This is a genomic window from Enterococcus sp. DJ147D b, assembly GCF_058216655.1.
In genome coordinates this window covers 2,393,830-2,417,500 of record NZ_CM177104.1, presented here as the reverse complement: position 1 = coordinate 2,417,500, position 23,671 = coordinate 2,393,830, and the positions used below count along the sequence as shown (strand labels likewise).

Annotated in this window: 16 protein-coding genes, 12 tRNA genes, 1 riboswitch and 1 other annotated feature (1 of these 30 cut by a window edge); of the genes, 23 read left to right on the top strand and 5 right to left on the bottom strand. The window is 37.2% G+C overall.

Going from position 1 to position 23,671, the window contains the following annotated elements; all coding sequences use genetic code 11:
• The 15 genes from AC4BD1_RS11400 to AC4BD1_RS11330 all read left to right on the top strand — a co-directional run.
• Nucleotides 1–42: transfer RNA gene (locus tag AC4BD1_RS11400), tRNA-Asp, on the top strand (it extends 34 nt beyond the left edge of the window).
• A 1-nt stretch (nt 43) separates the two neighbouring features.
• A tRNA-Gly gene (locus AC4BD1_RS11395) sits at nt 44–114 on the top strand.
• Between the two features lie 17 nt (nt 115–131).
• Nucleotides 132–205: transfer RNA gene (locus tag AC4BD1_RS11390), tRNA-Ile, on the top strand.
• A 24-nt stretch (nt 206–229) separates the two neighbouring features.
• Nucleotides 230–317, top strand: a tRNA-Ser gene (locus AC4BD1_RS11385).
• Nucleotides 318–339: 22 nt separating this feature from the next.
• Nucleotides 340–411 (top strand) — tRNA-Glu (locus AC4BD1_RS11380).
• Nucleotides 412–423: 12 nt separating this feature from the next.
• Nucleotides 424–513, top strand: a tRNA-Ser gene (locus AC4BD1_RS11375).
• A 12-nt stretch (nt 514–525) separates the two neighbouring features.
• A tRNA-Met gene (locus AC4BD1_RS11370) sits at nt 526–599 on the top strand.
• Nucleotides 600–619: 20 nt separating this feature from the next.
• Nucleotides 620–692: transfer RNA gene (locus AC4BD1_RS11365), tRNA-Asp, on the top strand.
• A gap of 3 nt (nt 693–695) precedes the next feature.
• Nucleotides 696–768 (top strand) — tRNA-Phe (locus AC4BD1_RS11360).
• A gap of 6 nt (nt 769–774) precedes the next feature.
• Nucleotides 775–845: transfer RNA gene (locus AC4BD1_RS11355), tRNA-Gly, on the top strand.
• Between the two features lie 17 nt (nt 846–862).
• Nucleotides 863–936: transfer RNA gene (locus AC4BD1_RS11350), tRNA-Ile, on the top strand.
• A gap of 12 nt (nt 937–948) precedes the next feature.
• Nucleotides 949–1,020 (top strand) — tRNA-Glu (locus AC4BD1_RS11345).
• 214 nt (nt 1,021–1,234) lie between these two features.
• Nucleotides 1,235–1,312, top strand: a riboswitch (SMK box riboswitch).
• Nucleotides 1,310–2,503, top strand: coding sequence for a methionine adenosyltransferase (metK, locus tag AC4BD1_RS11340; protein ID WP_206911166.1), 1,194 nt, complete (start codon nt 1,310–1,312; stop codon nt 2,501–2,503). Its footprint overlaps the riboswitch before it by 3 nt.
• 130 nt (nt 2,504–2,633) lie before the next feature.
• Complete coding sequence (locus AC4BD1_RS11335; protein ID WP_206911169.1) at nt 2,634–4,109, top strand: MDR family MFS transporter; 1,476 nt, start codon at nt 2,634–2,636, stop codon at nt 4,107–4,109.
• Between the two features lie 18 nt (nt 4,110–4,127).
• Nucleotides 4,128–4,916, top strand: a complete 789-nt coding sequence (locus AC4BD1_RS11330; protein WP_490466607.1) for an alpha/beta hydrolase — start codon at nt 4,128–4,130, stop codon at nt 4,914–4,916.
• A 47-nt stretch (nt 4,917–4,963) separates the two neighbouring features.
• On the opposite strand, the gene AC4BD1_RS11325 is transcribed toward AC4BD1_RS11330, so the two are convergent.
• A complete protein-coding gene (locus tag AC4BD1_RS11325) occupies nt 4,964–5,617 on the bottom strand; it encodes a TetR family transcriptional regulator (RefSeq protein ID WP_206910348.1) in 654 nt (217 codons plus the stop codon).
• A 114-nt stretch (nt 5,618–5,731) separates the two neighbouring features.
• Between AC4BD1_RS11325 and AC4BD1_RS11320 the strand changes: the two genes are divergently transcribed.
• Nucleotides 5,732–7,444: an ABC transporter ATP-binding protein gene (locus AC4BD1_RS11320; protein ID WP_206910349.1), complete on the top strand. Its 1,713-nt coding sequence runs from the start codon at nt 5,732–5,734 to the stop codon at nt 7,442–7,444.
• Between the two features lie 3 nt (nt 7,445–7,447).
• Nucleotides 7,448–9,217 carry an ABC transporter ATP-binding protein gene (locus AC4BD1_RS11315; protein WP_206910350.1) on the top strand — a complete coding sequence of 590 codons (1,770 nt, stop codon included), beginning with the start codon at nt 7,448–7,450 and terminating at the stop codon, nt 9,215–9,217.
• Between the two features lie 65 nt (nt 9,218–9,282).
• Here the strand turns inward: AC4BD1_RS11315 and mnmM are convergent, their stop codons facing one another.
• Genes mnmM through AC4BD1_RS11300 form a run of 3 tightly spaced genes read right to left on the bottom strand, consistent with a single transcriptional unit; the run spans nt 9,283 to nt 11,483 of the window.
• Nucleotides 9,283–9,867: a tRNA 5-(aminomethyl)-2-thiouridylate-methyltransferase MnmM gene (mnmM, locus tag AC4BD1_RS11310; protein WP_490485627.1), complete on the bottom strand. Its 585-nt coding sequence runs from the start codon at nt 9,865–9,867 to the stop codon at nt 9,283–9,285.
• Nucleotides 9,868–10,824, bottom strand: a complete 957-nt coding sequence (gene mnmL, locus AC4BD1_RS11305; protein ID WP_490485626.1) for a tRNA modification radical SAM protein MnmL/YtqA — start codon at nt 10,822–10,824, stop codon at nt 9,868–9,870.
• Between the two features lie 26 nt (nt 10,825–10,850).
• Nucleotides 10,851–11,483 carry a phosphatase PAP2 family protein gene (locus tag AC4BD1_RS11300; RefSeq protein ID WP_490485625.1) on the bottom strand — a complete coding sequence of 211 codons (633 nt, stop codon included), beginning with the start codon at nt 11,481–11,483 and terminating at the stop codon, nt 10,851–10,853.
• Between the two features lie 343 nt (nt 11,484–11,826).
• Between AC4BD1_RS11300 and AC4BD1_RS11295 the strand changes: the two genes are divergently transcribed.
• The 3 genes from AC4BD1_RS11295 (at nt 11,827) to AC4BD1_RS11285 (ending at nt 17,655) form a co-directional block, all read left to right on the top strand.
• Nucleotides 11,827–13,848: a LysM peptidoglycan-binding domain-containing protein gene (locus AC4BD1_RS11295; protein ID WP_490466548.1), complete on the top strand. Its 2,022-nt coding sequence runs from the start codon at nt 11,827–11,829 to the stop codon at nt 13,846–13,848.
• Nucleotides 13,849–13,917: 69 nt separating this feature from the next.
• Nucleotides 13,918–14,130 (top strand) — a binding site (T-box leader).
• A 103-nt stretch (nt 14,131–14,233) separates the two neighbouring features.
• Entirely contained in the window at nt 14,234–16,648 is a 2,415-nt protein-coding gene (gene leuS / locus AC4BD1_RS11290) for a leucine--tRNA ligase (protein WP_206910357.1), read from the top strand.
• Between the two features lie 425 nt (nt 16,649–17,073).
• Nucleotides 17,074–17,655, top strand: coding sequence for an SGNH/GDSL hydrolase family protein (locus tag AC4BD1_RS11285; RefSeq protein WP_490466547.1), 582 nt, complete (start codon nt 17,074–17,076; stop codon nt 17,653–17,655).
• 562 nt (nt 17,656–18,217) lie between these two features.
• On the opposite strand, the gene AC4BD1_RS11280 is transcribed toward AC4BD1_RS11285, so the two are convergent.
• Nucleotides 18,218–19,729, bottom strand: a complete 1,512-nt coding sequence (locus tag AC4BD1_RS11280) for a UDP-N-acetylmuramoyl-L-alanyl-D-glutamate--L-lysine ligase (RefSeq protein ID WP_490466546.1) — start codon at nt 19,727–19,729, stop codon at nt 18,218–18,220.
• 288 nt (nt 19,730–20,017) lie between these two features.
• On the opposite strand from AC4BD1_RS11280, the gene AC4BD1_RS11275 reads away from it, so the two are divergent.
• The 3 genes from AC4BD1_RS11275 (at nt 20,018) to AC4BD1_RS11265 (ending at nt 23,667) form a co-directional block, all read left to right on the top strand.
• Nucleotides 20,018–21,664: a putative polysaccharide biosynthesis protein gene (locus AC4BD1_RS11275; RefSeq protein ID WP_490466545.1), complete on the top strand. Its 1,647-nt coding sequence runs from the start codon at nt 20,018–20,020 to the stop codon at nt 21,662–21,664.
• 80 nt (nt 21,665–21,744) lie between these two features.
• Nucleotides 21,745–22,464, top strand: coding sequence for a pseudouridine synthase (locus AC4BD1_RS11270; protein ID WP_490485624.1), 720 nt, complete (start codon nt 21,745–21,747; stop codon nt 22,462–22,464).
• A gap of 255 nt (nt 22,465–22,719) precedes the next feature.
• On the top strand, nt 22,720–23,667 hold the full coding sequence (locus AC4BD1_RS11265; protein ID WP_206899753.1) for an ABC transporter permease: 948 nt from the start codon (nt 22,720–22,722) through the stop codon (nt 23,665–23,667).
• The last annotated feature ends 4 nt before the right edge of the window (nt 23,668–23,671 follow it).

Sequence of the window (23,671 nt, the reverse complement as noted above, 5' to 3'; positions counted from 1 at the left end):
TCACGCAGGAGATCGCGGGTTCGATTCCCGTCGGAACCGCCACGCGGGTGTAGTTTAGTGGTAAAACCACAGCCTTCCAAGCTGTTGTCGCGAGTTCGATTCTCGTCACCCGCTTAGTTTTAAATTTTTATGGGCCTATAGCTCAGCTGGTTAGAGCGCACGCCTGATAAGCGTGAGGTCGATGGTTCGAGTCCATTTAGGCCCATTAGTTCAAAATCTTATTGGTTTTGGGGAAGTACTCAAGTGGCTGAAGAGGCGCCCCTGCTAAGGGTGTAGGTCGGGAAACCGGCGCGAGGGTTCAAATCCCTCCTTCTCCGTTTCAATATTTTTAATTTTACTGGCCCGTTGGTCAAGCGGTTAAGACACCGCCCTTTCACGGCGGTAACACGGGTTCGAGTCCCGTACGGGTCATTAGTAGTATATGGAGGATTACCCAAGTCCGGCTGAAGGGAACGGTCTTGAAAACCGTCAGGCGGGTAAAACCGTGCAAGGGTTCGAATCCCTTATCCTCCTTTTTAATATTATCGCGGGATGGAGCAGTCTGGTAGCTCGTCGGGCTCATAACCCGAAGGTCGTAGGTTCAAATCCTGCTCCCGCAATTAAAAATTTAAAAACTATTGGTTCCGTGGTGTAGGGGTTAACATGCCTGCCTGTCACGCAGGAGATCGCGGGTTCGATTCCCGTCGGAACCGTTTGGCTCGGTAGCTCAGTTGGTAGAGCAATGGATTGAAGCTCCATGTGTCGGCAGTTCGATTCTGTCCCGCGCCATTGTTTGCGGGTGTAGTTTAGTGGTAAAACCACAGCCTTCCAAGCTGTTGTCGCGAGTTCGATTCTCGTCACCCGCTTAGTTTTAAATTTTTATGGGCCTATAGCTCAGCTGGTTAGAGCGCACGCCTGATAAGCGTGAGGTCGATGGTTCGAGTCCATTTAGGCCCATTAGTTTTTATTGGCCCGTTGGTCAAGCGGTTAAGACACCGCCCTTTCACGGCGGTAACACGGGTTCGAATCCCGTACGGGTCATCAAAAGATACTTTGTAAAAGTATCTTTTTTTCTTTTTTCGAAAGAATGATTTCAAAAAACTTAGCAGAGTTATCTTACAAGATAGCTGTGCTAAGTTTTTTATTTATATATGTAAAAATGTTTTATTGTTAAACAATTCTGTATGTAATTATCATTTTTTGATGAAAAATTTTTGAAAAAGCGAGCTAAAATCTACTTTATCTGCTATACTGATTTCGTTGCAAGTTCCCGAGAGGATCCGTACGAACGGAGATGCCTTGTAACCGAATTTAACTAGGGGGAATCACCATGACAGAAAGACATTTATTTACCTCAGAATCCGTTTCTGAAGGGCATCCGGATAAAGTTGCTGATCAAATCAGTGATGCAATTTTAGATGCAATTTTAGCACAAGATCCAATGGCACGTGTTGCTTGCGAAACATCCGTAACAACCGGGTTAGTTTTGGTATTTGGAGAAATTTCGACCACTGCTTATGTAGATATTCAAAAAGTTGTACGAGAAACAATTAAAGAAATTGGTTATACTCGTGCAAAATTTGGCTTTGATGGAGATACCGTGGCCGTCTTAGCAGCGATTGATGAACAGTCACCAGATATTGCTCAAGGTGTAAATGAAGCGTTAGAAATTCGTGAAGAAGACCAAAAAGACTTATTAGATGAGATTGGTGCAGGTGACCAAGGTCTTATGTTTGGGTTTGCGGTTGATGAAACACCAGAATTGATGCCTTTACCAATTGCTTTAAGCCATCGTCTAGTTCGCCGCCTTGCAGAATTACGTAAATCGAACGAATTAACTTATTTACGTCCAGACGCTAAATCACAAGTTACCGTAGAGTATGGAGAAGATGGACAGCCTGAACGAGTTGACACAATCGTGATTTCGACACAACATGATGATGCAGTAGATAATGAAACAATTCATAAAGATGTAATTGAAAAAGTTATTAAGGAAGTTATTCCGGCTGAATTATTAGATGATAAGACTAAATACTATATCAATCCTACTGGTCGCTTTGTTATCGGGGGTCCTCAAGGGGATGCTGGTTTAACAGGAAGAAAAATCATCGTTGATACTTACGGTGGTTATGCTCGCCATGGTGGCGGAGCATTTTCTGGGAAAGATGCAACAAAAGTTGACCGTTCTGCAAGCTATGCTGCACGTTATATTGCAAAAAATATTGTTGCTGCTGGTTTTGCAAGAAAAGTTGAAGTTCAATTAGCTTATGCGATTGGTGTTGCACAGCCTGTATCGATTTCAATCAATACTTTCGGCACAGGAACAGTATCGGAAGATGATTTAATTGCAGCAGTACGGGAAAACTTTGACCTTCGTCCCGCTGGTATTATCGAGATGCTTGACCTACGTCGTCCAATTTACAGACAAACAGCTGCCTATGGGCACTTTGGGCGTACAGATGTTGATTTACCGTGGGAACGTACGGATAAAGTAGAAGCATTGAAAGCAACTTTAAGTAAGTAATAAAAATGCTGGAACGATTATCTTTAAGATAGTCGTTCTGCTTTTTTTTATAGTCTTATTCACTAATTATCTGAAATCATTCTTGTTTTAATATATTTTATTTTTGACAATTGAATATGGGGAGGAAAAAATGAAAAAAGAAACAAATGTAACGTTAGTAACAATAGGTGTATTTATTGCTACATTTATGACGGCGATTGAAGGAACAATTGTAACAACAGCAATGCCAACAATTGTTGGTTCACTACATGGAATGGAAATAATGAACTGGGTATTTTCAATTTACTTATTGACAAATGCGATGTTGACACCAATTTATGGAAAATTAGCTGATAAAATTGGCCGAAAACCAATTTTTATTTTTGGTACATTCCTTTTTATTATTGGTTCTTTGTTCTGTGGGTTATCTCAAACAATGATTGGATTGATTGCAGCCCGTGCACTACAAGGGATGGGGGCTGGAGCAATGATGCCTGTGGCTTTGACCATTATAGGTGATTTATATTCAATAGAAAAACGTGCAAAAGTATTAGGATTAAATAGTTCTGCATGGGGAATTGCTAGTGTGTTTGGTCCTCTGGCTGGTGGTTTTATTGTTGATACGATTAGCTGGCACTGGATTTTCTTCATTAATGTGCCAATTGGTATTGGACTGATGATATTGATTTGGATTTATTTAAATGAGCCAGCGATTGAACGTGAAGCAAAACCAATGGACATTTTGGGAAGTTTGAGCTTGATGGCAACATTAGTAACATTATTACTTGGATTTCAATTATTAGGTGACCAAGGATTTACGACTTTTGTTATTAGTTTATTGATAGTTAGTATTTTGCTATTTTTCCTTTTTATCTGGGCAGAAAAACGCGCAAAAGATCCTGTTATTATGTTGGATTTATTTAAGAATCCATTGTTTGTGATTGTCAATTTAGCAGCAGCTTTAGCGAGTGGTTTTTTGATGGGAATTGATGTGTATATTCCAATGTGGATGCAAGGCGTTCTTGGACTGAATGCTGCAGTAGGTGGATTGGTTTTAGCACCACTTTCACTTGTTTGGATGGTAGGATCATTTTTAGCGAGTCGATGGATGTCACAAATGTCGACTCATTGGGTGTTACGAATTGGGCTATTGATTACAACTATTGGTGGAATGTGGTTATACTTGATGCCTTTTGCAAGTAATTTTTTATGGTTCTTTGCAATTTCAACTATTATTGGTGTCGGATTGGGTATCACAATGACTACCTCAACTGTTAGTGCACAAAATAGTGTTCCACATGAACAATTAGGCGTGGCAACTTCGTTTAATACACTAGTGCGAACGATTGGTCAAACAGTGATGGTGGCAGTATTTGGGTTGCTGATGAATGCAGTTACTCAAAGAGAATTAGCAGCTAAACAACTAACTGATGATGCTGATATCATGAATAAATTAGTGAATCCACAAACTGCTAAACAAATTGATGCTACATTATTAGTTCCATTAAGAGAAATTTTATATGATGGACTACACAGTGTTTACTTTGCTGGTTTGCTTCTAGTCGTTCTTGCACTAGCTTTAACATTTTTTGTACGCATTAAAAGTGGTAAAATAATAGAAAGTTAAAGAAGGTAGGCGAAAAAATTGGCATTTATCCAAGCAAATATTTATTCTAATATATTAGAAATGGAAGTTAATTTAAATGTTATTCTTCCACAAAAAACGAATAAAGTAATTGGCACAAGCACACAGCAAGAAATCACGGATGTTTCAGTGATGTATTTATTACATGGAATGGGTGGCAACCATAGTGTCTGGGAGCGTCGATCATCTATTGAACGTTATGCTGCAGATTATGGTTTAGCTGTGATTATGCCATCAACAGATTTAGGTTGGTACACGGATACGACATATGATATGAAATATTGGACGTTTATTTCAGAAGAACTACCGGCTATTTGCCACGAATTATTTCCACAATTGACAACAAGAAGAGAGAAAACATATGCTGCTGGGTTATCGATGGGCGGCTATGGTGCATTAAAATTGGGCTTAGCTAAACCCGAAAATTTTGCAGCAGTGATTTCATTGTCTGGAGCTGTTTCCGTTGGCAATCGAATGGATGATTTATTAAAAATTCGAAAGCAGTCTTTCTGGGAAGGAATCTTTGGACCACTAGACCAAATTGAAGGTTCGATAAATGATCCAAGATTTTTACTGGATAATCTAATTGCTAGTGGTCAACAAGCACCACGAATCTTTTTGGCTTGTGGGGAATCTGATTTTTTATTTACTGCTAATCAGGAGATGGCTGAGGCAATCAAAGAAAATGGTTTAGCCGTTACATTTGAACATGGGCCAGGTGAGCATAATTGGATTTTTTGGGACGAATGGATACAACGTGCTTTCGGTTGGCTATTTGAAGGAGAATAAAAAAGTAAGCCAGTAATGTATGGTATCACATTACTGGCTTACTTTTTTTATAAAGTCTTGCTATATTCAAGACCAGTTAGATAAATGGTTACATTATTGAGAAATTCTTGTTTATTATTGGCCGTACGATGGGCATGAATATCTTCAATCAAACCAGTTAACTGATGTTCTTGGACATAAGTACGCATATATAAAATAGATTCTTTTAATAGCTCATTACCATTCATTACTTCATGCCGTAGTTTTTGTTCTTGTTGGTAGTCCATTAATTGACCAATTAACAAATTATGCAAAGCTGTGATTGCTTGGTGGCTTTGTTGTAATGAAAAATTTTGATTGATGAGCAATTGAATCATTGTTTCTAAATGCTCTAGTCGACTAGGAAATGCTGGAACAGTATGAATTTCGATTTCAGCAGCACAAGGAAATTGAGAGTACAAGTCATAATAGTTTTCCATAAATTGTAAAAGCTGTTGCTTCCATGGCATGTTGGTATTGGGAACGACTAGCATATCTTCAATTGTTTCAGCCATTTTTTGTAAGAGTTGTTGTTTATTTTTAAAATACCAATAAAGTGCAGGTGCTTGAACGTCCATTTTTTTTGCTAGAATACGCATAGAAAGAGCGGATAGTTCTTTTTTTTCTGCTAAAATTTCAAAGGCATTTTGGATAATAATTTTTTGTGAAAGCTTAGGTTCCATTTAATCGACCTCTTGTATTGCATTATTTTTTTAAACATGGTAAATTGTTATGCGGTCTTATTTTACAGTGTTAAAGAGAGACTGTCAATTTAACTAAAGGGGTGTAGATAACACATGAATCTAATTTTAAGACATGCGAAGAAGTATAAGATGGCTGTCTTTATTTCATTGGTTTCCGTAGGAATTATGGTCGCAGCTACGTTATGGCAACCAAAACTATTACAACAAGTACTTGAAGCTATTATTACAGAAGATAACGATGAAATGAAAACAATTGGTGTCTATCTGATTGGTTTAGCTGTATTAGGACTGCTTGCAGGTGTGACGAATACGATTTTCTCTGCCAGAGTAGCGCAAGGTGTAAGTGCGGATATTCGAGAAGAGGCGTTTCGAAAAATCCAAACGTTCTCGTTTGGGAATATTGAACAGTTTTCTGCAGGAAACTTAGTTGTTCGTTTGACAAATGATATCACGCAAATTCAAAATTTAGTGATGATTTCTTTACAATCACTTTTTAGAATTCCATTTTTATTTATTGGTGCATTTATTTTGGCGATGATGACAATGCCTCAATTGTGGTGGATCATTGTTGCATTGATTGTTGCAGTTGTTATCATTACTGGACTTTCTTTTACAAGAATGGGGAAACACTTTATGATCATCCAACAATTGATTGATAAAGTGAACAGTATTGCGAAAGAAAATCTCATGGGCATTCGTGTAGTCAAATCTTTTGTACAGGAAAAGAACCAGCTAAAAACATTTACCAAAGTGAGCGATGAATTAACTGAACACAACATTATTGTTGGAACTTTGTTTTCAGTCATGATTCCTTCCTTCATGTTAGCAGCTAATTTAGCAGTGGTTGGTGCGATTTTCTTTGTGAGTGATTTGGCGAAAGATGACCCTACTTTAATTGGTGGGATCGCTTCTTTTATGAACTATTTGATGCAAATCATGATGGCAATTATTATTGGCGGTATGATGATGATGATGACTTCAAGGGCTGCTGTTTCACTTAAACGAATCAAAGAAATCTTGGATACAGAACCAGATTTAACTTATCTGGATGTACCTGAACAAGAATTAACAGGCTCTGTAACGTTTGACCATGTTTCTTTCCGTTATCCTGGTGATGATGAAGATACCTTAAAAGATATCAGCTTTATGATTGAACCCGGAGAAATGGTTGGGATTGTAGGTGCAACGGGTGCAGGTAAGTCAACGTTAGCACAACTGATTCCAAGACTATTTGATCCAACAGAAGGAACAGTTGAAGTGGGTGGCGTTGACTTGAAAACGGTGAATGAGAAAAGTTTACGTAAAACAGTTTCCTTTGTTTTACAAAAAGCCATTCTCTTTTCGGGAACAATTGCACAAAATTTGCGCCAAGGAAAAGAAGATGCAACAGAAAAAGATATGGAACGTGCATCTAAAATTGCGCAAGCACAAGAATTTATCAGTAAATTGGTAGAAAGCTATGAAGCACCAGTTGAGGAAAGAAGTAGTAATTTTTCTGGGGGACAAAAGCAACGTTTATCTATTGCACGTGGCGTAATTGGTAATCCTAAAATTTTGATTTTGGATGATAGCACTAGCGCCTTGGATGCTCGTTCAGAAAAATTAGTTCGTGAAGCATTGAATCATGAATTGAAAGAAACGACGACAATCGTTATTGCACAAAAAATTGCGTCTGTAGTCAAAGCGAATCGTATTCTAGTATTAGATGAAGGCCGCTTAGTGGGAGAAGGTACACATGAAGAATTAGTTGCAACTAATCAAGTGTATCAAGAAATTTTTGAAACACAAAAAGGAATGGAGGAGTAATCAATGACTGATTTAATTAAAGCAAGTAAATTTTTCTATCATTATTTGAAACGTTATAAATTCTCCTTTTTCTTTATCTTTGTGACAGTGATTATTGCTACTTACTTACAAGTGAAGGCTCCACAATTTGTTGGGGAAGCTTTTCAGGAACTAGCAAATTATGTGACAGGATTAATGCAAGGCGTTGATGACAAGAGTAAATTCCTTGATATTATTTGGAAATTGTTGATTTTCTATGTTTTAGCTAGTGCTGCAAACTTTATTTATAGTATTTTGTTTACGCAAGTAGTTGGAAAATCAACAAACAGAATGCGTATTGGATTATTTAATAAACTTGAAAAATTGACGATTCGCTTCTTTGATTCGCATCAAGATGGTGAAATCTTAAGCCGCTTTACAAGTGATTTGGATAATATCCAAAATAGTTTGAACCAAGCATTGCTTCAAGTTATTACGAATGCGGTGTTGATGGTTGGTATTTTAATTATGATGTTTCGTCAAAATGTGGAATTGGCCTGGGCAACGATTGCTTCCACGCCAGTTGCCATTTTGATTGCTGTATTTATTATTCAAAAAGCACGAAAATATGTCGATTTACAGCAAGATGAAGTTGGTAAGTTGAATGGTTATATGGATGAAAAAATCAGTGGACAACGTGTGATCATTACCAATGGTTTACAAGAAGAAACGATTGATGGTTTTCTGGAACATAACCAAACAGTGCGTAAAGCAACCTATAAAGGTCAAGTGTATTCAGGTTTACTATTTCCAATGATGCAAGGAATGTCGTTGGTCAACACGGCAATCGTGATTTTCTTTGGTGGATGGTTAGCCTTGAATGGTGATTTAGAACGTTCTGTCGCATTAGGATTAGTAGTAACTTTTGTTCAATATTCACAACAATATTATCAACCATTGATGCAAATTTCTTCTGGTTACAGCATGATCCAATTAGCAATTACAGGTGCGAGAAGACTAAATGAAATGTTTGATGAACCAGAAGAAGTTAAGCCAGTTGATGGGAAAGCATTTGACGGTGTGGAACGAGAATTAGCCTTGAAACATGTTGATTTTGGCTATAAACCAGATAATTTGGTTTTGAAAGATGTTTCGATTAAGGTGAACAAAGGCGAAATGGTCGCTCTAGTTGGTCCAACTGGTTCTGGTAAGACAACGATCATGAATTTATTGAATCGTTTTTACGACGTCAATAACGGTGCGGTTATGATTGATGGGACAGACATTCGTGAATTTGATTTAGATATGTTACGTAAACATGTAGGGATTGTGTTGCAGGAATCTGTATTATTTTCTGGAACGATTCGCGAGAATATTACGTTTGGTAAACCAGAAGCAACAGATGAAGAAGTCGTCAATGCGGCGAAACAAGCCAACATTCATGACTTTATCATGTCACTAGAAAAAGGCTACGAAACGGAAGTTTCAGAAGAAAATAATTTGTTTAGTACGGGACAAAAACAATTGATTAGCATTGCACGGACGATTATTACGGAACCAAGTTTGTTGATTTTGGATGAAGCAACAAGTAACGTGGATACGGTCACAGAAGCAAGAATCCAAAAGGCGATGGATGAAGCAATCAAAGGTCGTACAAGTTTTGTGATCGCACATCGTCTCAAAACAATTTTGAATGCCGATCGCATTGTTGTTTTACGTGATGGGGTAGTAATTGAAGAAGGAAACCATCATGAGTTACTAGCGGAAGATGGCTTCTATGCAGAACTTTATCATAATCAATTTGTATTTGAATAAAAGTTGGTGAAAGACCGATTAATTTCGTCAACGAGAGTTTCTGCAAAAAGAGAGTCCAGCTATTTTTAGCTGAACTCTCTTTTTTTCTTCTTTTTCTCAATACAATAAAGGATTGGTGGCTGATTTTTTTGATTGATGAATTGATAAGTTAAAACATTGTATTGTTCCTGTGGCAATTGTTGGCAAAATTCTTGAACCATATCAAGTTCGTGTCCTCCACCCGCATGTCCGTAGTAAACAACTAAAATCAATCGACCTTTCGGAACTAGCCGCGCTAAAATTTCTTCCATTGCTTTCTTGGTTGTTTGTGGCAAAGTAATAATTTTTTTGTCACTTTGTGGAAGATAACCCAAATTGAAAATTCCTGCTTTGATTGGTTGACTAATTGGAATGACTTCACCAAGCGTTTCATGTCCTTGTAAAAATAAAGTAGTACGTTCTACCAGGTTCGCGGCTTTTAATTTTTCTTGGGTGGAATCCATTGCTTTTTGTTGGATATCGAAGCTATAGACATGCCCTGTTTTACCAATCAGCTCAGCCATGAAAATAGTATCGTAACCATTTCCCATTGTGGCGTCAACTACTTGATCGCCGGGTTGTAAGACTTCTTTTAATAAAGTGTGGCTAAAATGAAGTGCTGTTTGTAGCATCTATACGAGCTCCTTTGTTCGAACGTTGAACTTTCCTTGGTAGCTATCACGACGAATTAATTCTTCATCAATTGCATTCAAAACTTCCCATTTTTTCAAGCTCCACATTGGTCCAATTAGAGAATCCCAAGGTGCATCACCAGTTAAACGATGAATAATGATTTCTTGAGGAATCATTTCCAATTGATCACAGATCACATGAACATAGTCTTGCTGACTCATTAGTTGAAGGCGACCCTCGTGATAATCACGAAGCATACGTGTTTTGCGCATCAAGTGCATGAGATGCAGTTTGATTCCTTGAATATCGGAATCTAGGATTGTTCGGCGAACATTTTCTCGCATCATTTCTAAAGACTCTCCAGGTAAGCCATTGATTAGGTGTGTACATACGCGAATGTCGTGTTTACGTAGTTTACTTACGCCATCTAAATAAGTTTGATAGTCGTGTGCGCGATTGATTGAAATCGAAGTTTTTTCAAAAGTTGTTTGTAGACCGAGCTCAACCCAAAGATAGAGACGGGTATTTAATTCAGCTAGATAGTCTACCACTTCATCTGGCAAACAATCTGGACGTGTACCAATTGAAAGTCCAACAACGCCAGGAAGATTGATGACTTGTTCAAAGCGTTCTCGAATCACTTCAACAGGAGCATGTGTATTAGTGAAATTTTGAAAATAAACAATATATTGCTGTACATGTGGCCATTTTTGGTGCATCATGTCAATCTCTTTATGAAATTGGATAGGTAGTGGATCTTCAGGTGCGACAATCATGTCTCCCGACCCAGAAACACTACAAAAAGTACAACCACCATGAGCTACTGTACCGTCACGGTTAGGACAATCAAAACCGCCATCGATAGGCACTTTGAAAATTTTCCCACCAAATTCATTACGCAAAGCATAATTCCATGAATGGTAACGTTTATTTCCTTCTGCATAAGGAAATTCCATTTAAATTCCTTCTTTCTTTTTCTTCGTTAGGTAATCGATTCCTTATTTTTTAAATAAATCGGGTAAGTGTAACATAACCAAGTTAATCCTAATAAGTAACCACCTAAAACATCACTTGGGAAGTGTACCCCCAAATAAATTCGACTAATACCAACACTTAAAATAATCAATCCTAAGATAAATTGCAACAAAATTCGTACCGTTTTATTGTTTATCAAATAAGGTAACAAAAAAATCAATGTACCGTATAAAATCATGCTTCCTGTCGAATGTCCACTAGGAAAGCTGTAACTTGACTCACTAACTAAGTGGGGTAATGTAGGGCGATCACGCATAAAAAATAATTTGAGCAATGGATTGGTGACTCCGGCAATCAAAATGAAATTAGTTGCTAACCAAATTAGTTCGATATGTTTCTTTTTGATCCATAAGAAACATATCAAGCAAACAAAAATAGAAATGACGGTTAATGGATTTCCTAATTTTGTCACCATCATTTGGTAAGCGTTCCAATGTGGTAAAGGTGCTCGAATAATTGAAGTAAAAAATTGATCGAAGCTATGAAGCTGCGATAAATGAAATTTTACAAAATAACTAAGAGTTAAGAAAAGTACAAGAAAAATACTCCCTGTAACTCGAAATGATTTGTTATGGTTCATAAAGTTCCTCCTCCGTATAATGAAATCATTATAGCATTTTTTTAATTGCTAGATTTTTTACTCAAAAAAATCAAATGAAAAAACGATGAATTTTCGATGATAACATCCGACGTAATGTTGACGAAAAAGTTTGGTAATATTTCTGAAATAAAAATGGATGTTCCTAAAAAATATTGATTTCTCGCAAGGTATAGCTATCAAGGGTTTTGCAAAACTAGTTGATTGGGTGTTACGTAAAATTACATATAGATTACAAAGGATAACAAAGGGTTTAAAGAACTTTTAATGTAGTTTAAGAAAAGTTATACTTATAGTAACTGAAAATGGATGCGGAGGATAGAAAATGGAGAAGGCAACGATTGGAAGAAAAGAGCGGAGACGCCAAGAAGAAAAGAAACGTTTTCGAAATGCAAAACGTGGAGTAGCAGCAGTTGGTACTGCAATGGTTGGTTGTTCTGTTGCGGCACCGTTGATCCAACCAGTTCCTGTAGCAGCAAATGAGCTACCTGCTCAGGTTGGTGCGAGAATCAATACTTCAGCATTTATCGCAGAAATATCGACTTATGCGCAACCCATTGCTCAAGCAAATGACTTATATGCTTCGGTTATGATCGCACAAGCAGTGGTTGAGAGTGGCTGGGGAAGTAGTGCGTTGTCACAGGCACCTTATCACAATTTATTTGGAATCAAAGGCAGTTACCAAGGTCAAACTGTTTATATGAATACATTAGAATATTTAAACAACAAATGGGTGACAAAAAAAGAACCTTTCCGTCATTACCCATCTTTTGCAGAATCATTTAGTGATAATGCATATGTGTTGCGCAATACTTCTTTTGGCAATGGCTATTATTATGCTGGTACTTGGAAAAGTAATACTAAGTCCTATACGGAAGCAACTTCAGCATTAACTGGTCGTTACGCGACAGATCCAACTTATTCAACAAAATTAAACAATATTATTGTAACTTATGGCTTAACTAGATACGATACGCCTGCAACTGGTAACGCTGGTGGGGGAGCTACAACTGGTTCAGGCGGTAGCGTGAATACAGGAGCAGGCTCGAATAGTTCTGTGACGAACCCAACTGATAATGGTTCTACGACTGTAACATCAACATATACTGTTAAATCAGGGGATTCTGTCTGGGGTATTGCGAATGCCCATGGAATTACGATGGCCCAATTGATTGATTGGAACAACATCAAAAATAATTTTGTCTACCCAGGTCAACGTTTGACGATCAAAGGGGAACAATCAACTGGCTCATCAACCAATAATTCTGGAAGCAATACAAATTCTTCGGGTAATAGTAATCCAACAAATACACAACCAAGCAATGGTTCAAAATATACCGTTAAATCGGGTGATTCTGTTTGGGGCATCGCAAATGCCCATGGAATTACAATGAATCAATTGATCCAATGGAACAATATCAAAAATAATTTTGTCTATCCAGGTCAACAATTAGTTGTTTCCAATGGCGCAACGACAACAGGTTCATCAAACTCAAATACAAATCAGTCAACTAATACAGGGAATGCAGGTGCAGCGACAACTGGTTCTTATACGGTCAAAGCTGGTGATTCTGTTTGGGGCGTGGCAAATGCCCATGGAATCACGATGGCACAACTTGTTCAATGGAATAAAATCTCGAATAACTTCATTTATCCAGGTCAAAAACTAATCGTGAAGAACGGGACATCAAGTAGTGCTACAACCAATAACAATAATAATACTACTGCGAACAACAGTAATTCAGCTAACTCTTCAGCAGGAGCAACTACTTCTTCTACCTACACGGTGAAAGCAGGCGAATCTGTTTGGGGTGTGGCAAATAAAAATAATATTACAATGGCTCAATTGATTGAATGGAATAATATCCAAAATAACTTCATCTACCCGGGCCAAAAATTGATTATTAAGGGTGGCTCTACTGCATCAACTAATTCGGCAGCAGCTACGACTGGAAATAATACAGCGAATAATGCAACGCCTTCAAATAATACAAAGCCAACGACAAGCACAAGTACCAGTGGAGATACACTTTACACGGTGAAGGCAGGCGAATCCGTTTGGGGTGTAGCAAATAAAAATAATATCACGATGGAACAATTCATTGAGTGGAATAATATAAAAAACAATTTCATTTATCCAGGTCAGAAAGTCATTGTGAAAAAAGGGTCAGCACAAACAACAGCACCTGCTACTAACTCTGCGGCTAAAAAGTATACAGTAAAAGCTGGTGAATCTGTTTGGAGCGTTGCCAATGATCACAATCTTTCAATGGCGCAATTTATTGAGTGGAATAATATTAAAGACAATTTCATTTATCCAGGTCAAAGTGTGGTAGTTGCAAAATAAATCTGAACATTTTGTCAAATACTATTTGAACTTGCTGGAGATATTTGTTACTATGAATCTACTTAAATAAACAACACTTGAAAAGGAATTAGTAAAAAGTTGGAAGTTTTAGAGAGCACATGGTTGGTGAGAATGTGTACGGACGCTTTTGAACTCGCCTTTGAGTTGCCTTTGCTGAACATAAAAGTAAGCAGTGGCGGTGACGACCGTTACAACGTTTGAGGCCTATTTCCAATGGAAAAGGTAAATATTAGGTGGTACCACGTAGATTACGTCCTATAAAAAGAGCAATCTTTTTATAGGATTTTTTTGTTTTTTTATCGGTAGAACGAAAAAAATGACGAAAGTAACTTGCTTTCAACAAAAAAATGCAGGGGGACAAAAAATGAGTTATAACCATAAAGAGATAGAAAAAAAATGGCAAAAATATTGGGCGGAAAATCACACTTTTAATACCCAAGATGATCCACAAAAACCAAAATTTTACGCACTAGATATGTTTCCATATCCATCTGGTCAAGGATTACATGTGGGCCATCCAGAAGGATACACAGCAACAGATATTCTTTCACGTGTAAAACGTAGTCAAGGTTTTAATGTGTTACATCCAATGGGGTGGGATGCATTTGGACTTCCAGCAGAGCAATATGCGTTAGATACTGGGAATGATCCTGCAGAGTTCACGAAGAAAAATATTGAAACATTTCGTCGTCAAATCAATTCTTTAGGCTTTAGTTATGACTGGAATCGAGAAGTGAACACCACAGATCCAGAGTATTACAAATGGACACAATGGATCTTTACGAAATTATATGAAAAAGGTTTAGCTTACGAAGCAGAAGTTGCTGTGAACTGGGTTCCAGAACTAGGAACAGTGATTTCAAACGAAGAAGTTATTGATGGAAAGAGCGAACGTGGTGGCTTTGATGTCGTACGTAAACCGATGCGTCAATGGATGTTGAAGATCACGGCATATGCCGATCGTTTACTAGACGATTTGGAAACAGTTGATTGGCCAGAAAGTATTAAAGAAATGCAAAGAAACTGGATTGGTCGTTCAGTTGGGGCGAATGTAGAGTTCAAAGTAGCTGGAACAGATAAATCTTATACAGTTTTCACTACTCGTCCGGATACATTATTTGGAACAACTTATTCTGTTCTAGCGCCAGAATTAGATTTGGTTCGTGAAATCACGACGCCAGAACAAAAAGCAGCAGTTGAAGCGTATATTGAAGAAACGGCGAAAAAATCTGATTTGAAGAGAACAGATCTTGCCAAAGAAAAAACAGGAGTATTTACCGGCGCGTATGCAATCAATCCAGTGAACGGCAAAGAAATTCCAATTTGGATTGCCGACTATGTACTTGCTTCTTATGGGACAGGTGCGATTATGGCTGTTCCTGCGCATGATGAACGTGACTATGAATTTGCCAAAACGTTCGATTTACCAATCCAGCCAGTTATTGAGGGTGGCGATCTTTCAAAAGCAGCACATACGGAAGATGGATCACATATCAATTCTGAGTTTCTAGATGGTTTGAATACAGAAGAAGCCATTGCTAAAATGAATAGCTGGCTTGAAGAAAATGGATTTGGTAAAAAAGAAGTTAGCTACCGTTTACGTGACTGGTTGTTCTCACGTCAACGCTATTGGGGAGAACCAATTCCAATCATTCATTGGGAAGACGGCACGGTAACTGCCTTACCAGAAGAAGAATTACCATTACGTTTGCCAATCACAGATAACATTAAACCAAGTGGTACTGGGGAATCGCCATTGGCAAATATCACGGATTGGGTCAATGTTGTTGACCCAGAAACAGGCAAAAAAGGTCGTCGTGAAACAAATACGATGCCACAATGGGCCGGTAGCTCTTGGTATTACCTACGTTACATTGATCCACATAATAAAAAAGAATTAGCAAACTATGAAAAACTGGAACGTTGGATGCCAGTGGATATCTATGTGGGTGGTGCTGAACATGCAGTGCTACATCTATTATATGTTCGTTTCTGGCATAAATTCTTGTATGATATTGGCGTTGTTCCAACAAAAGAACCATTCCAAAAATTATATAACCAAGGAATGATTTTAGGCGAAAACAATGAGAAAATGTCAAAATCACGTGGAAATGTTGTGAATCCAGATGACGTAGTCGAAACTTATGGTGCGGACACATTACGTATGTACGAAATGTTCATGGGTCCTTTAGATGCTTCCATTGCATGGAGTGAAAATGGCTTAGAAGGTAGCCGTAAATTCTTGGATCGTGTATGGCGTTTGATCGTAGACGATAATAATAAAATGCGTGATCGCATTACAACCATCAATGACGGCAAGCTTGCAAAAGTTTACAACCAGACAGTAAAAAAAGTAACAGAAGATTATGCAAGTATGCACTTCAACACAGCTATTTCCCAACTAATGGTCTTTGTTAACGAAGCTTATAAAGCTGATGCATTGCCTTATGAATATGTTGAAGGATTTGTTCAATTGTTAGCTCCTGTTGCACCACACTTGGGCGAGGAACTTTGGTCAATTTTAGGAAACGAAGATGGCATTTCTTATGTTCCTTGGCCAACGTATGATGAAGCTGCGTTAGTTGAAGATGAAATCGAAGTTGTTTTCCAAGTCAATGGAAAGGTTCGTTCTAAAGCAAATGTTGCGCGTGACTTAGGGAAAGATGAACTTGAAAAAGTAGCTTTAGCAGATGAAGTAATCCAAGAACAAATCGCTGGGAAAACAGTTCGTAAAGTAATCGCTGTCCCAAATAAATTAGTTAATATTGTTGCAAACTAAGTGTATTATCAAAAGTACTAAGAATAAAGTCTGGGACAACAGTTAAAATCTAGTTATTCCAAACATAATTTAAATTTAAAAACCGTCTAAAATGAACGTTTCAAAAACGAATTTTAGACGGTTTTTTTATATTTTTTTTTGTTAACTTCATTTTTGTTTATGAACGAAACTAATAGATTGACTAAAAAAATCAGCGTGGATTCATCCGCTCAAGTTGGTAAAGACAAAAAACGATCAATCCCCTGTTTGATTGTTTAATCGCTATATTTAAATTGCGTATTCGAAAAGATACATCACTGATGCTAAGAAGAATAATTATCTAAAATAGGTGTTATAGTTATTTTTTATAACGCATGAAAAAATTGTTTCTTTCTTTCAAGCAGTGTTAAGATTTAAGAAGAATAAAATATAAAGGGATGAAAGATATGAAAAAAATCATCATCTTTGGTGATAGTATTGCTGCAGGACTTTTTCAAGGAGAGGTTGCACAAATCCTAGACCGCTATCTTTTACGGACACTGGAACTTTCAGGACATTCAGATTTTGTAATCAGTAATTTAGGTCAAAGAGGCGATTCGACAGAAAGTGGATTAAAACGTCTAGTAACGATGGATACTCAAACATTGCAATCTGACTATACAGTGATAATTCTTGGCATTAATGATGCAATTAACATTCGAACCAATCAATTGGAGTATCAAAGAAATCTTGAAAAAATCATCAACTATTTTTCTGACAGTAAGGTTATCTTAGTAGGACCTAGCTATGTAGATGAAGCAATCAAACAACAAACGGATCCTAAGATATTAGGTGAGTATGTTCAACTATCAAAAGAAATAGCTGAAAGACTGTCGGTCGAATTTATCGATTGTTACCATCAAGAAACTTCTTTTGAGGAACCAAATTTATTTATACAAGAAGATGGTCTGCATCCTTCTAAATTAGGTTATCATTTCTTAAGCTCGTTGATTGCTCAAATCATAATGAGTCAAGAGACGCAGGTATAATCTCCGTATTCGTTAATCTGGTGCATCATTGTACAAACGGATTGAGATAAGGCTTGTCCGTTTTACAAGTGCGCAAAATAGTTTCAATAATAAAACCTCCTTTCATAGACTAAAAGTGGTTAGTTCCCATGTTTTAGATCGAAAGGTGGTTTTTCATGTAGTCAAGCAAATAAATAGTGAGCATTTATAGGATAACTACATGCTCTTTCAATGGAGAAAAAAAGGAGTAGATGGTATGAAATTCACAGAGAATGTTGAAGCTTATTTACAAAAGAAATGAGTGGGAAAAAGTGAAAAATTCGCAACAGGAATCAAGAACCAAATAGAAGAAAGAAGCAAACAGGATGAGAAAAATAGCTGACTTCCGGATAGGGTGGGCTGAATAAAGCAAATAAAATCGATTTAAAAGATTTTTTAGCCACTGAACAACGAAATGTCGAAGAACGAAACAAAACAACCTAAAAATAAATCGCCTTACATAAAAATAGACTGCGATTTTCTTCGCAGTCCATTTGCATTATTTGGGATTAACAAATTAATGTGTACAGGCATAAGCAAAAAATTAAAGGTGTTTATCCTCGATGAGTCGCTTCACGATAGCATAATCGCCTTCATAAGGGACATCTTCACCATTGATTTTTTGATAAGGATCAACGCCTTTTCCGGCAATGACTACGGAATCTTCGGCTGTACTTGCAGCCAAAGCCTGTTCAATCGCAGTTGGCCGATCCATTTCATAATGAATAAGTAACTCTTCGTTCGTGATTGCCTCAGCAATTTCATCGGCAATCTTTTGAGGATCTTCAAAAGCTGGATCGTCGGCAGTTAAGAAAACAACATCTGCTGTTTCTGATAAGACATTTCCAAAATCATGGCGTCGAGAAATAGCTTTGTTTCCAGGACTGCCCAAGACAACAATAACACGTCCTTTAGGATGTTCACTTTTAGCAAATTTCAATAAGGTTTTTAAACTTAAATAATTATGTGCATAGTCGACATAGACATGCGCGCCGTTGTGCTGAATCAGCTGATCCATTCGTCCAGGAACACGGGCTGTTTTTAAGCCAGTTTGTGCATCTTCGATTGAAGCACCAGTCAAAGCAGCTGCAATGATTGCACTAGCCGCATTTTCTTGATTGAAACCGCCAGCAAGTAAAATATTATAATCTGCTTCAATTGGTAATTGACCTTGATTACTTGTCAAAGTAAATGGATGACCAGAGCCAGCTAGGCTTGTGACTTGATAAGTTGTTTCAGGCGAACGCCCATATACGATTGCAGGTATGTGGTAAAGGTCAGCAGTTTCTTTCAGTAGCTCGAAATAATCACTTTCATGATTCAAGACAACTGTTTTAGAGTTTAAAATCAATTGGCGTTTACAGTAAAAGTAATCATCAAATGTTGGATGTTCGATTGGACTAATGTGGTCGGGTGAAATGTTTAAGAAAATGCCGACATCTAATATTAGTCCATAGACACGCTGTGTTTTATAAGCCTGAGAAGAAACTTCCATCACTAAATGAGTCATCCCATTCGCGACTGCTTCAGCCATCATACGATATAAATCCAAAGATTCTGGTGTAGTTAAATGAGATTTGAAATAAGTTTGTCCATCTAACGTTGTATTCATTGTCGAAAGTAAGGCAGTTTTATTATTTGTCGTATGGTCTAAAATTGCCTTGGTGAAATAAGCTGCTGTTGTTTTTCCTTTAGTCCCAGTATAACCAATAACTTGTAGCTTTTGTTGTGGGTAATCATAGAAGGCCATCGCTAAGATTGCCATCGCTTTACGAATGTCCGTAACGATAATGCCCACAGCAGATACTTCGTAAGGTTGTTCAGCGACATAATAAGCGAGTCCTTGCGAAACAGCAGATTGTAAATACGCTTCTTTAAAGTTCAGACCTTTACAAAAAAACAAAGTTGATTCATCTACTTGGCGAGAATCATAACTAATATTTTCAAATGAAAAATTAGTTGGCGCAGTTAAATGCCAGCCTTGATCGGAAACAAATTCTTTTAATAAATTTTCTTTTAGTAATAATTCACGGATATCTTCTAAGGAGAAGCTCATTGATTGATCCCTCGCTTCGTTGAAATTTCTAACTAATTATAGCATAGCATGAAATGTTTTTCTTTAATGCAGGGTTCTTTTTAGGAAAAACGTTTAGGATCAAACTACCTAAGAAAATTAGCCATGGTTTGGTGGGTGAAACAGAAAGGACTCGAAAATCTGCTTTAAAAAGAAACCGAATCCAAAAAAAGCACATCTTCACAGAAAAACCATAGAAAAGAGATTGCCAGTTTCTTGTTTAACAATTAAAATAATAGTAATGTTTTGAAGAAAGTTGGAAAAATTGAGATGAATAATCAAAGAGGACCGACAGAAAAAGTTTTAACAGCCCAAGAAAAAATGGCTCGAGGCTCTGCTTGGATGACAACAAGTAATATCCTTTCGCGTTTATTGGGGGCAATTTATATTATTCCATGGTATGCCTGGATGGGTGAAAACGCCAAAGCAGCAAATGGTTTGTTTAACATGGGCTATAATATTTATGCATTGTTTTTATTGATTTCAACAGCTGGGATTCCAGCAGCGATTGCCAAACAAACAGCTCGTTATAATTCATTGAATGAATATGGTACTTCTCGCCGACTTTTCTTCCGTGCGTTACAAATGATGGGGATTTTAGGTATTATTTTTGCAGCATTCATGTATCTTGCTTCACCGTGGCTTGCCCATGCTTCTGGCGGCGGAGATGAATTGATTCCAACGATGCGTTCATTAAGTATTGCTGTATTAGTATTTCCATGTATGAGTGTGATTCGTGGGTATTTCCAAGGAAATCAAGACATGATGCCTTATGCGCTTTCACAAATTGTTGAACAAGTTGCACGAATTTTTTACATGTTATTGATGACATTTATCATCATGAAGATGACTACAGGCGATTACGTAGCTGCAGTCACTCAGTCAACGTTTGCGGCATTTGTCGGAATGTTAGTTAGTATTGTCGTTCTACTTTATTATTTACGCAAACAACAACCTCTGATGACTCAGCAGGTTGAACACAGCAATAACCAAGTGAATGTAGCAACTAGAAAACTATTATTGGATACTATGAAAGAAGCTATTCCATTTATCATTGTTGGATCTGGAGTAACGATTTTCAAATTGGTTGACCAGTTTACGTTTATTCGAATCATGTCTGCAACGACAGAATATTCAAAGGCTCAGTTACTTGATCTATTTTCTATTTTCAGTGCAAATCCAGATAAATTAACGATGGTAGTCATTGCTCTAGCGACATCGATTGCGGCAACAGGTTTACCATTGATTACAGAAGCAGTCACATTGAAAGACCGTCCTGGATTGGCTAAGTTAACTAGTGGGAATCTACAGCTTTTTTCTTTTGTCATGTTTCCTGCTACAGCGGGTGTGATGTTGTTAGCGTATCCTTTGAACACACTATTTTACACACCAGATGTATTAGGTAGTAAAGTATTGGTTCAAGCAAGTTTTGTAGGATTATTTTTAGGTTTGTATATGTTGATCTCTAATATGTTACAAGGAATGTTTGAAAATCGCGCAGCTATTCGGTATTTGCTGATCGGCTTTATCGTGAAAGTAATTTTACAGTATCCCGCAATTAGAATATTTCAAGTTTACGGACCATTACTTGCAACAATGATCGGGTTTGCTGTTTCTTGTATTTTGATTCTCCGAAAAATGCACCAAGTTGTACGTTTTCGAGTTGGTTTTGTTTGGCGAAGAACATTGCTGATTTTTATCATGACGTTATTGATGTTGTTAGTAGCAGGATTAGCAAAGCAGTTTTTAAGTTTATTTCTAAGCCAAGATAGTAAATTTGAATCATTGATTTTAGTCGTCTGTGTGGCTGGTGTTGGTGCAGCAGTTTATGGCTATTTAGCATTAAAAATTCGCTTAGCGGAGAAATTATTGGGCAGTAGTATGGTCCGATTACGTTATCGCTTACGAATCAAATAAAAAGAAAGAAGAGGAAGTTGCGACAAACGTCAATAGACTGTTGTTGCAAGTTCCTTTCTTTATAGAAAGTAGGGAAACGCGTGCGGTTAGATAAATTTTTAGCAGATGTAGGGCTAGGTAGCCGAAAGGAAGTCAAAGGGCTAATCAAAAAAGGCCAAGTGACCGTTAATGGTAAAGTAATCAAAAGTGATAAGTTTCAGGTAAAAGAACTCACGGATGAAATTGCTTATTTAGATGAAAAACTTACTTATCAAAAAAATTTTTATTATCTTTTAAATAAACCTGCAGGTGTAGTTTCTGCAACACAAGATAACTATGATGAAACTGTTTTGGATTTGTTGAATGATTTTGATTATCGTGAAGATCTGTTTCCAGTAGGCAGGTTGGATAAGGACACAGAAGGCTTACTGCTCATAACCAATGATGGTGCTTTAGCACATCGATTATTGTCACCAAAGAAACATGTTGAAAAAGAATATTTTGCAAAAGTAACTGGGGTGATGACAGCAGAAGACGTTCAAGCTTTTTCAAAAGGATTAGTCATCAGCCAAGGAGAAGAAACATTACCTGCTGTTTTAATGATCGATGCAGTGAATGAAGTAGAAGAGACTTCAGAAATTCGTTTGATTCTTCATGAGGGAAAATTTCATCAGGTAAAACGAATGGTGAAAGCAGTTGGAAAAGAAGTCACCTATCTCAAAAGAATCCGAATGGGAAATGTTGTGTTGCCTGCAGACTTAGCACTAGGTGAATATCGAGAATTGACGGTAGAAGAATTAGCAAAAATCCAAGAAAAATGAATACTTAAAAAAAATAGTTGATTTAACTGCGTAGTTACGTAGTCAAATCAACTATTTTTTAGCACAAACAAAGGAAGGTGGAATTTGCTGTATTTCTCCTTTTTTTATTGGACAAATTCAGAATTAGCCAACAACCAATTAAAAATAGTTCAATCTCAGCTATAGTTTGTTTCATTATACCTATAATTTGTTTATTCAATCTTGTTTTTGAAAGCGCTATAATAACGGTGCGAACAAGTTGAAAGGAGTTTTTTGATGAAAAAAAGAAAGGGGTTAAAACATTTTTTTTCAATGGCTTGGCGTTTTAAAGCCTTGATTTTAATGGCTGTTCCTGGGATGTTGTGGATGATCTTCTTCTTCTATATTCCAGTGTTAGCAAACGTGGTTGCTTTTAAAAATTTCCATATCTCTGCAGATGGATTTTTGGCAAGTTTGAGAGAGAGCCCGTGGGTTGGTTGGGAGAACTTCAAATTTTTATTTTCTTCAGATCAGGCATTTTTAATTACTAAGAATACGATTTTGTACAATGTAGGCTTCATTACACTAAACTTACTGATTTCGGTTGTTTTTGCCATTATCATGAGTGAATTAAGGAATAAAAAGTTAGTAAAAGTGTATCAAACAATGTCATTACTACCTTATTTCTTATCTTGGGTTATCATTAGTTACTTCGTTTATGCCTTTTTGAGCCCAGACAAAGGGATTTTCAACCAATGGCTTTTAGGTCATGGAAGAGAAGCAATCAATTGGTACAATGAACCGAAATATTGGCCATTTATTCTATTGTTCATTGGGACGTGGAAAGGAATCGGCTATAATAGTATCATTTACTTTGCTTCAGTCATGGGAATCGACCCAACTTACTATGAAGCAGCTATGGTTGATGGCGCAAGCAAATGGCAACAAATCAAACATGTGACGATTCCTCAATTAGTACCCTTGATGTCGATTTTAACGATTTTAGCTGTCGGAAATATATTCCGAGCTGATTTTGGATTATTCTATAATATTCCACGAAATTCAGGCGCACTGTATGATGTGACTCAAGTTTTAGATACGTATATCTTTAATGGATTGACTTCTACAGGTGACTTTGGAATGACTGCAGCAGCTGGATTGTATCAGTCAGTTGTAGGATTTGTTTTGTTAATGACTACGAATGCGATCGCACGTCGTTTCGACAGCGAATCAGCATTGTTTTAGGAGG

Excerpts from the sequence above, each read along its gene's own strand:
- metK (WP_206911166.1), top strand. The coding sequence starts at position 1,310 with ATGACAGAAAGACATTTATTTACCTCAGAATCCGTTTCTGAAGGGCAT.
- AC4BD1_RS11335 (WP_206911169.1), top strand. The coding sequence starts at position 2,634 with ATGAAAAAAGAAACAAATGTAACGTTAGTAACAATAGGTGTATTTATT.
- AC4BD1_RS11325 (WP_206910348.1), bottom strand. The coding sequence starts at position 5,617 with ATGGAACCTAAGCTTTCACAAAAAATTATTATCCAAAATGCCTTTGAA.
- AC4BD1_RS11320 (WP_206910349.1), top strand. The coding sequence starts at position 5,732 with ATGAATCTAATTTTAAGACATGCGAAGAAGTATAAGATGGCTGTCTTT.
- AC4BD1_RS11315 (WP_206910350.1), top strand. The coding sequence starts at position 7,448 with ATGACTGATTTAATTAAAGCAAGTAAATTTTTCTATCATTATTTGAAA.
- mnmM (WP_490485627.1), bottom strand. The coding sequence starts at position 9,867 with ATGCTACAAACAGCACTTCATTTTAGCCACACTTTATTAAAAGAAGTC.
- mnmL (WP_490485626.1), bottom strand. The coding sequence starts at position 10,824 with ATGGAATTTCCTTATGCAGAAGGAAATAAACGTTACCATTCATGGAAT.
- AC4BD1_RS11300 (WP_490485625.1), bottom strand. The coding sequence starts at position 11,483 with ATGAACCATAACAAATCATTTCGAGTTACAGGGAGTATTTTTCTTGTA.
- AC4BD1_RS11295 (WP_490466548.1), top strand. The coding sequence starts at position 11,827 with ATGGAGAAGGCAACGATTGGAAGAAAAGAGCGGAGACGCCAAGAAGAA.
- leuS (WP_206910357.1), top strand. The coding sequence starts at position 14,234 with ATGAGTTATAACCATAAAGAGATAGAAAAAAAATGGCAAAAATATTGG.
- AC4BD1_RS11285 (WP_490466547.1), top strand. The coding sequence starts at position 17,074 with ATGAAAAAAATCATCATCTTTGGTGATAGTATTGCTGCAGGACTTTTT.
- AC4BD1_RS11280 (WP_490466546.1), bottom strand. The coding sequence starts at position 19,729 with ATGAGCTTCTCCTTAGAAGATATCCGTGAATTATTACTAAAAGAAAAT.
- AC4BD1_RS11275 (WP_490466545.1), top strand. The coding sequence starts at position 20,018 with ATGAATAATCAAAGAGGACCGACAGAAAAAGTTTTAACAGCCCAAGAA.
- AC4BD1_RS11265 (WP_206899753.1), top strand. The coding sequence starts at position 22,720 with ATGAAAAAAAGAAAGGGGTTAAAACATTTTTTTTCAATGGCTTGGCGT.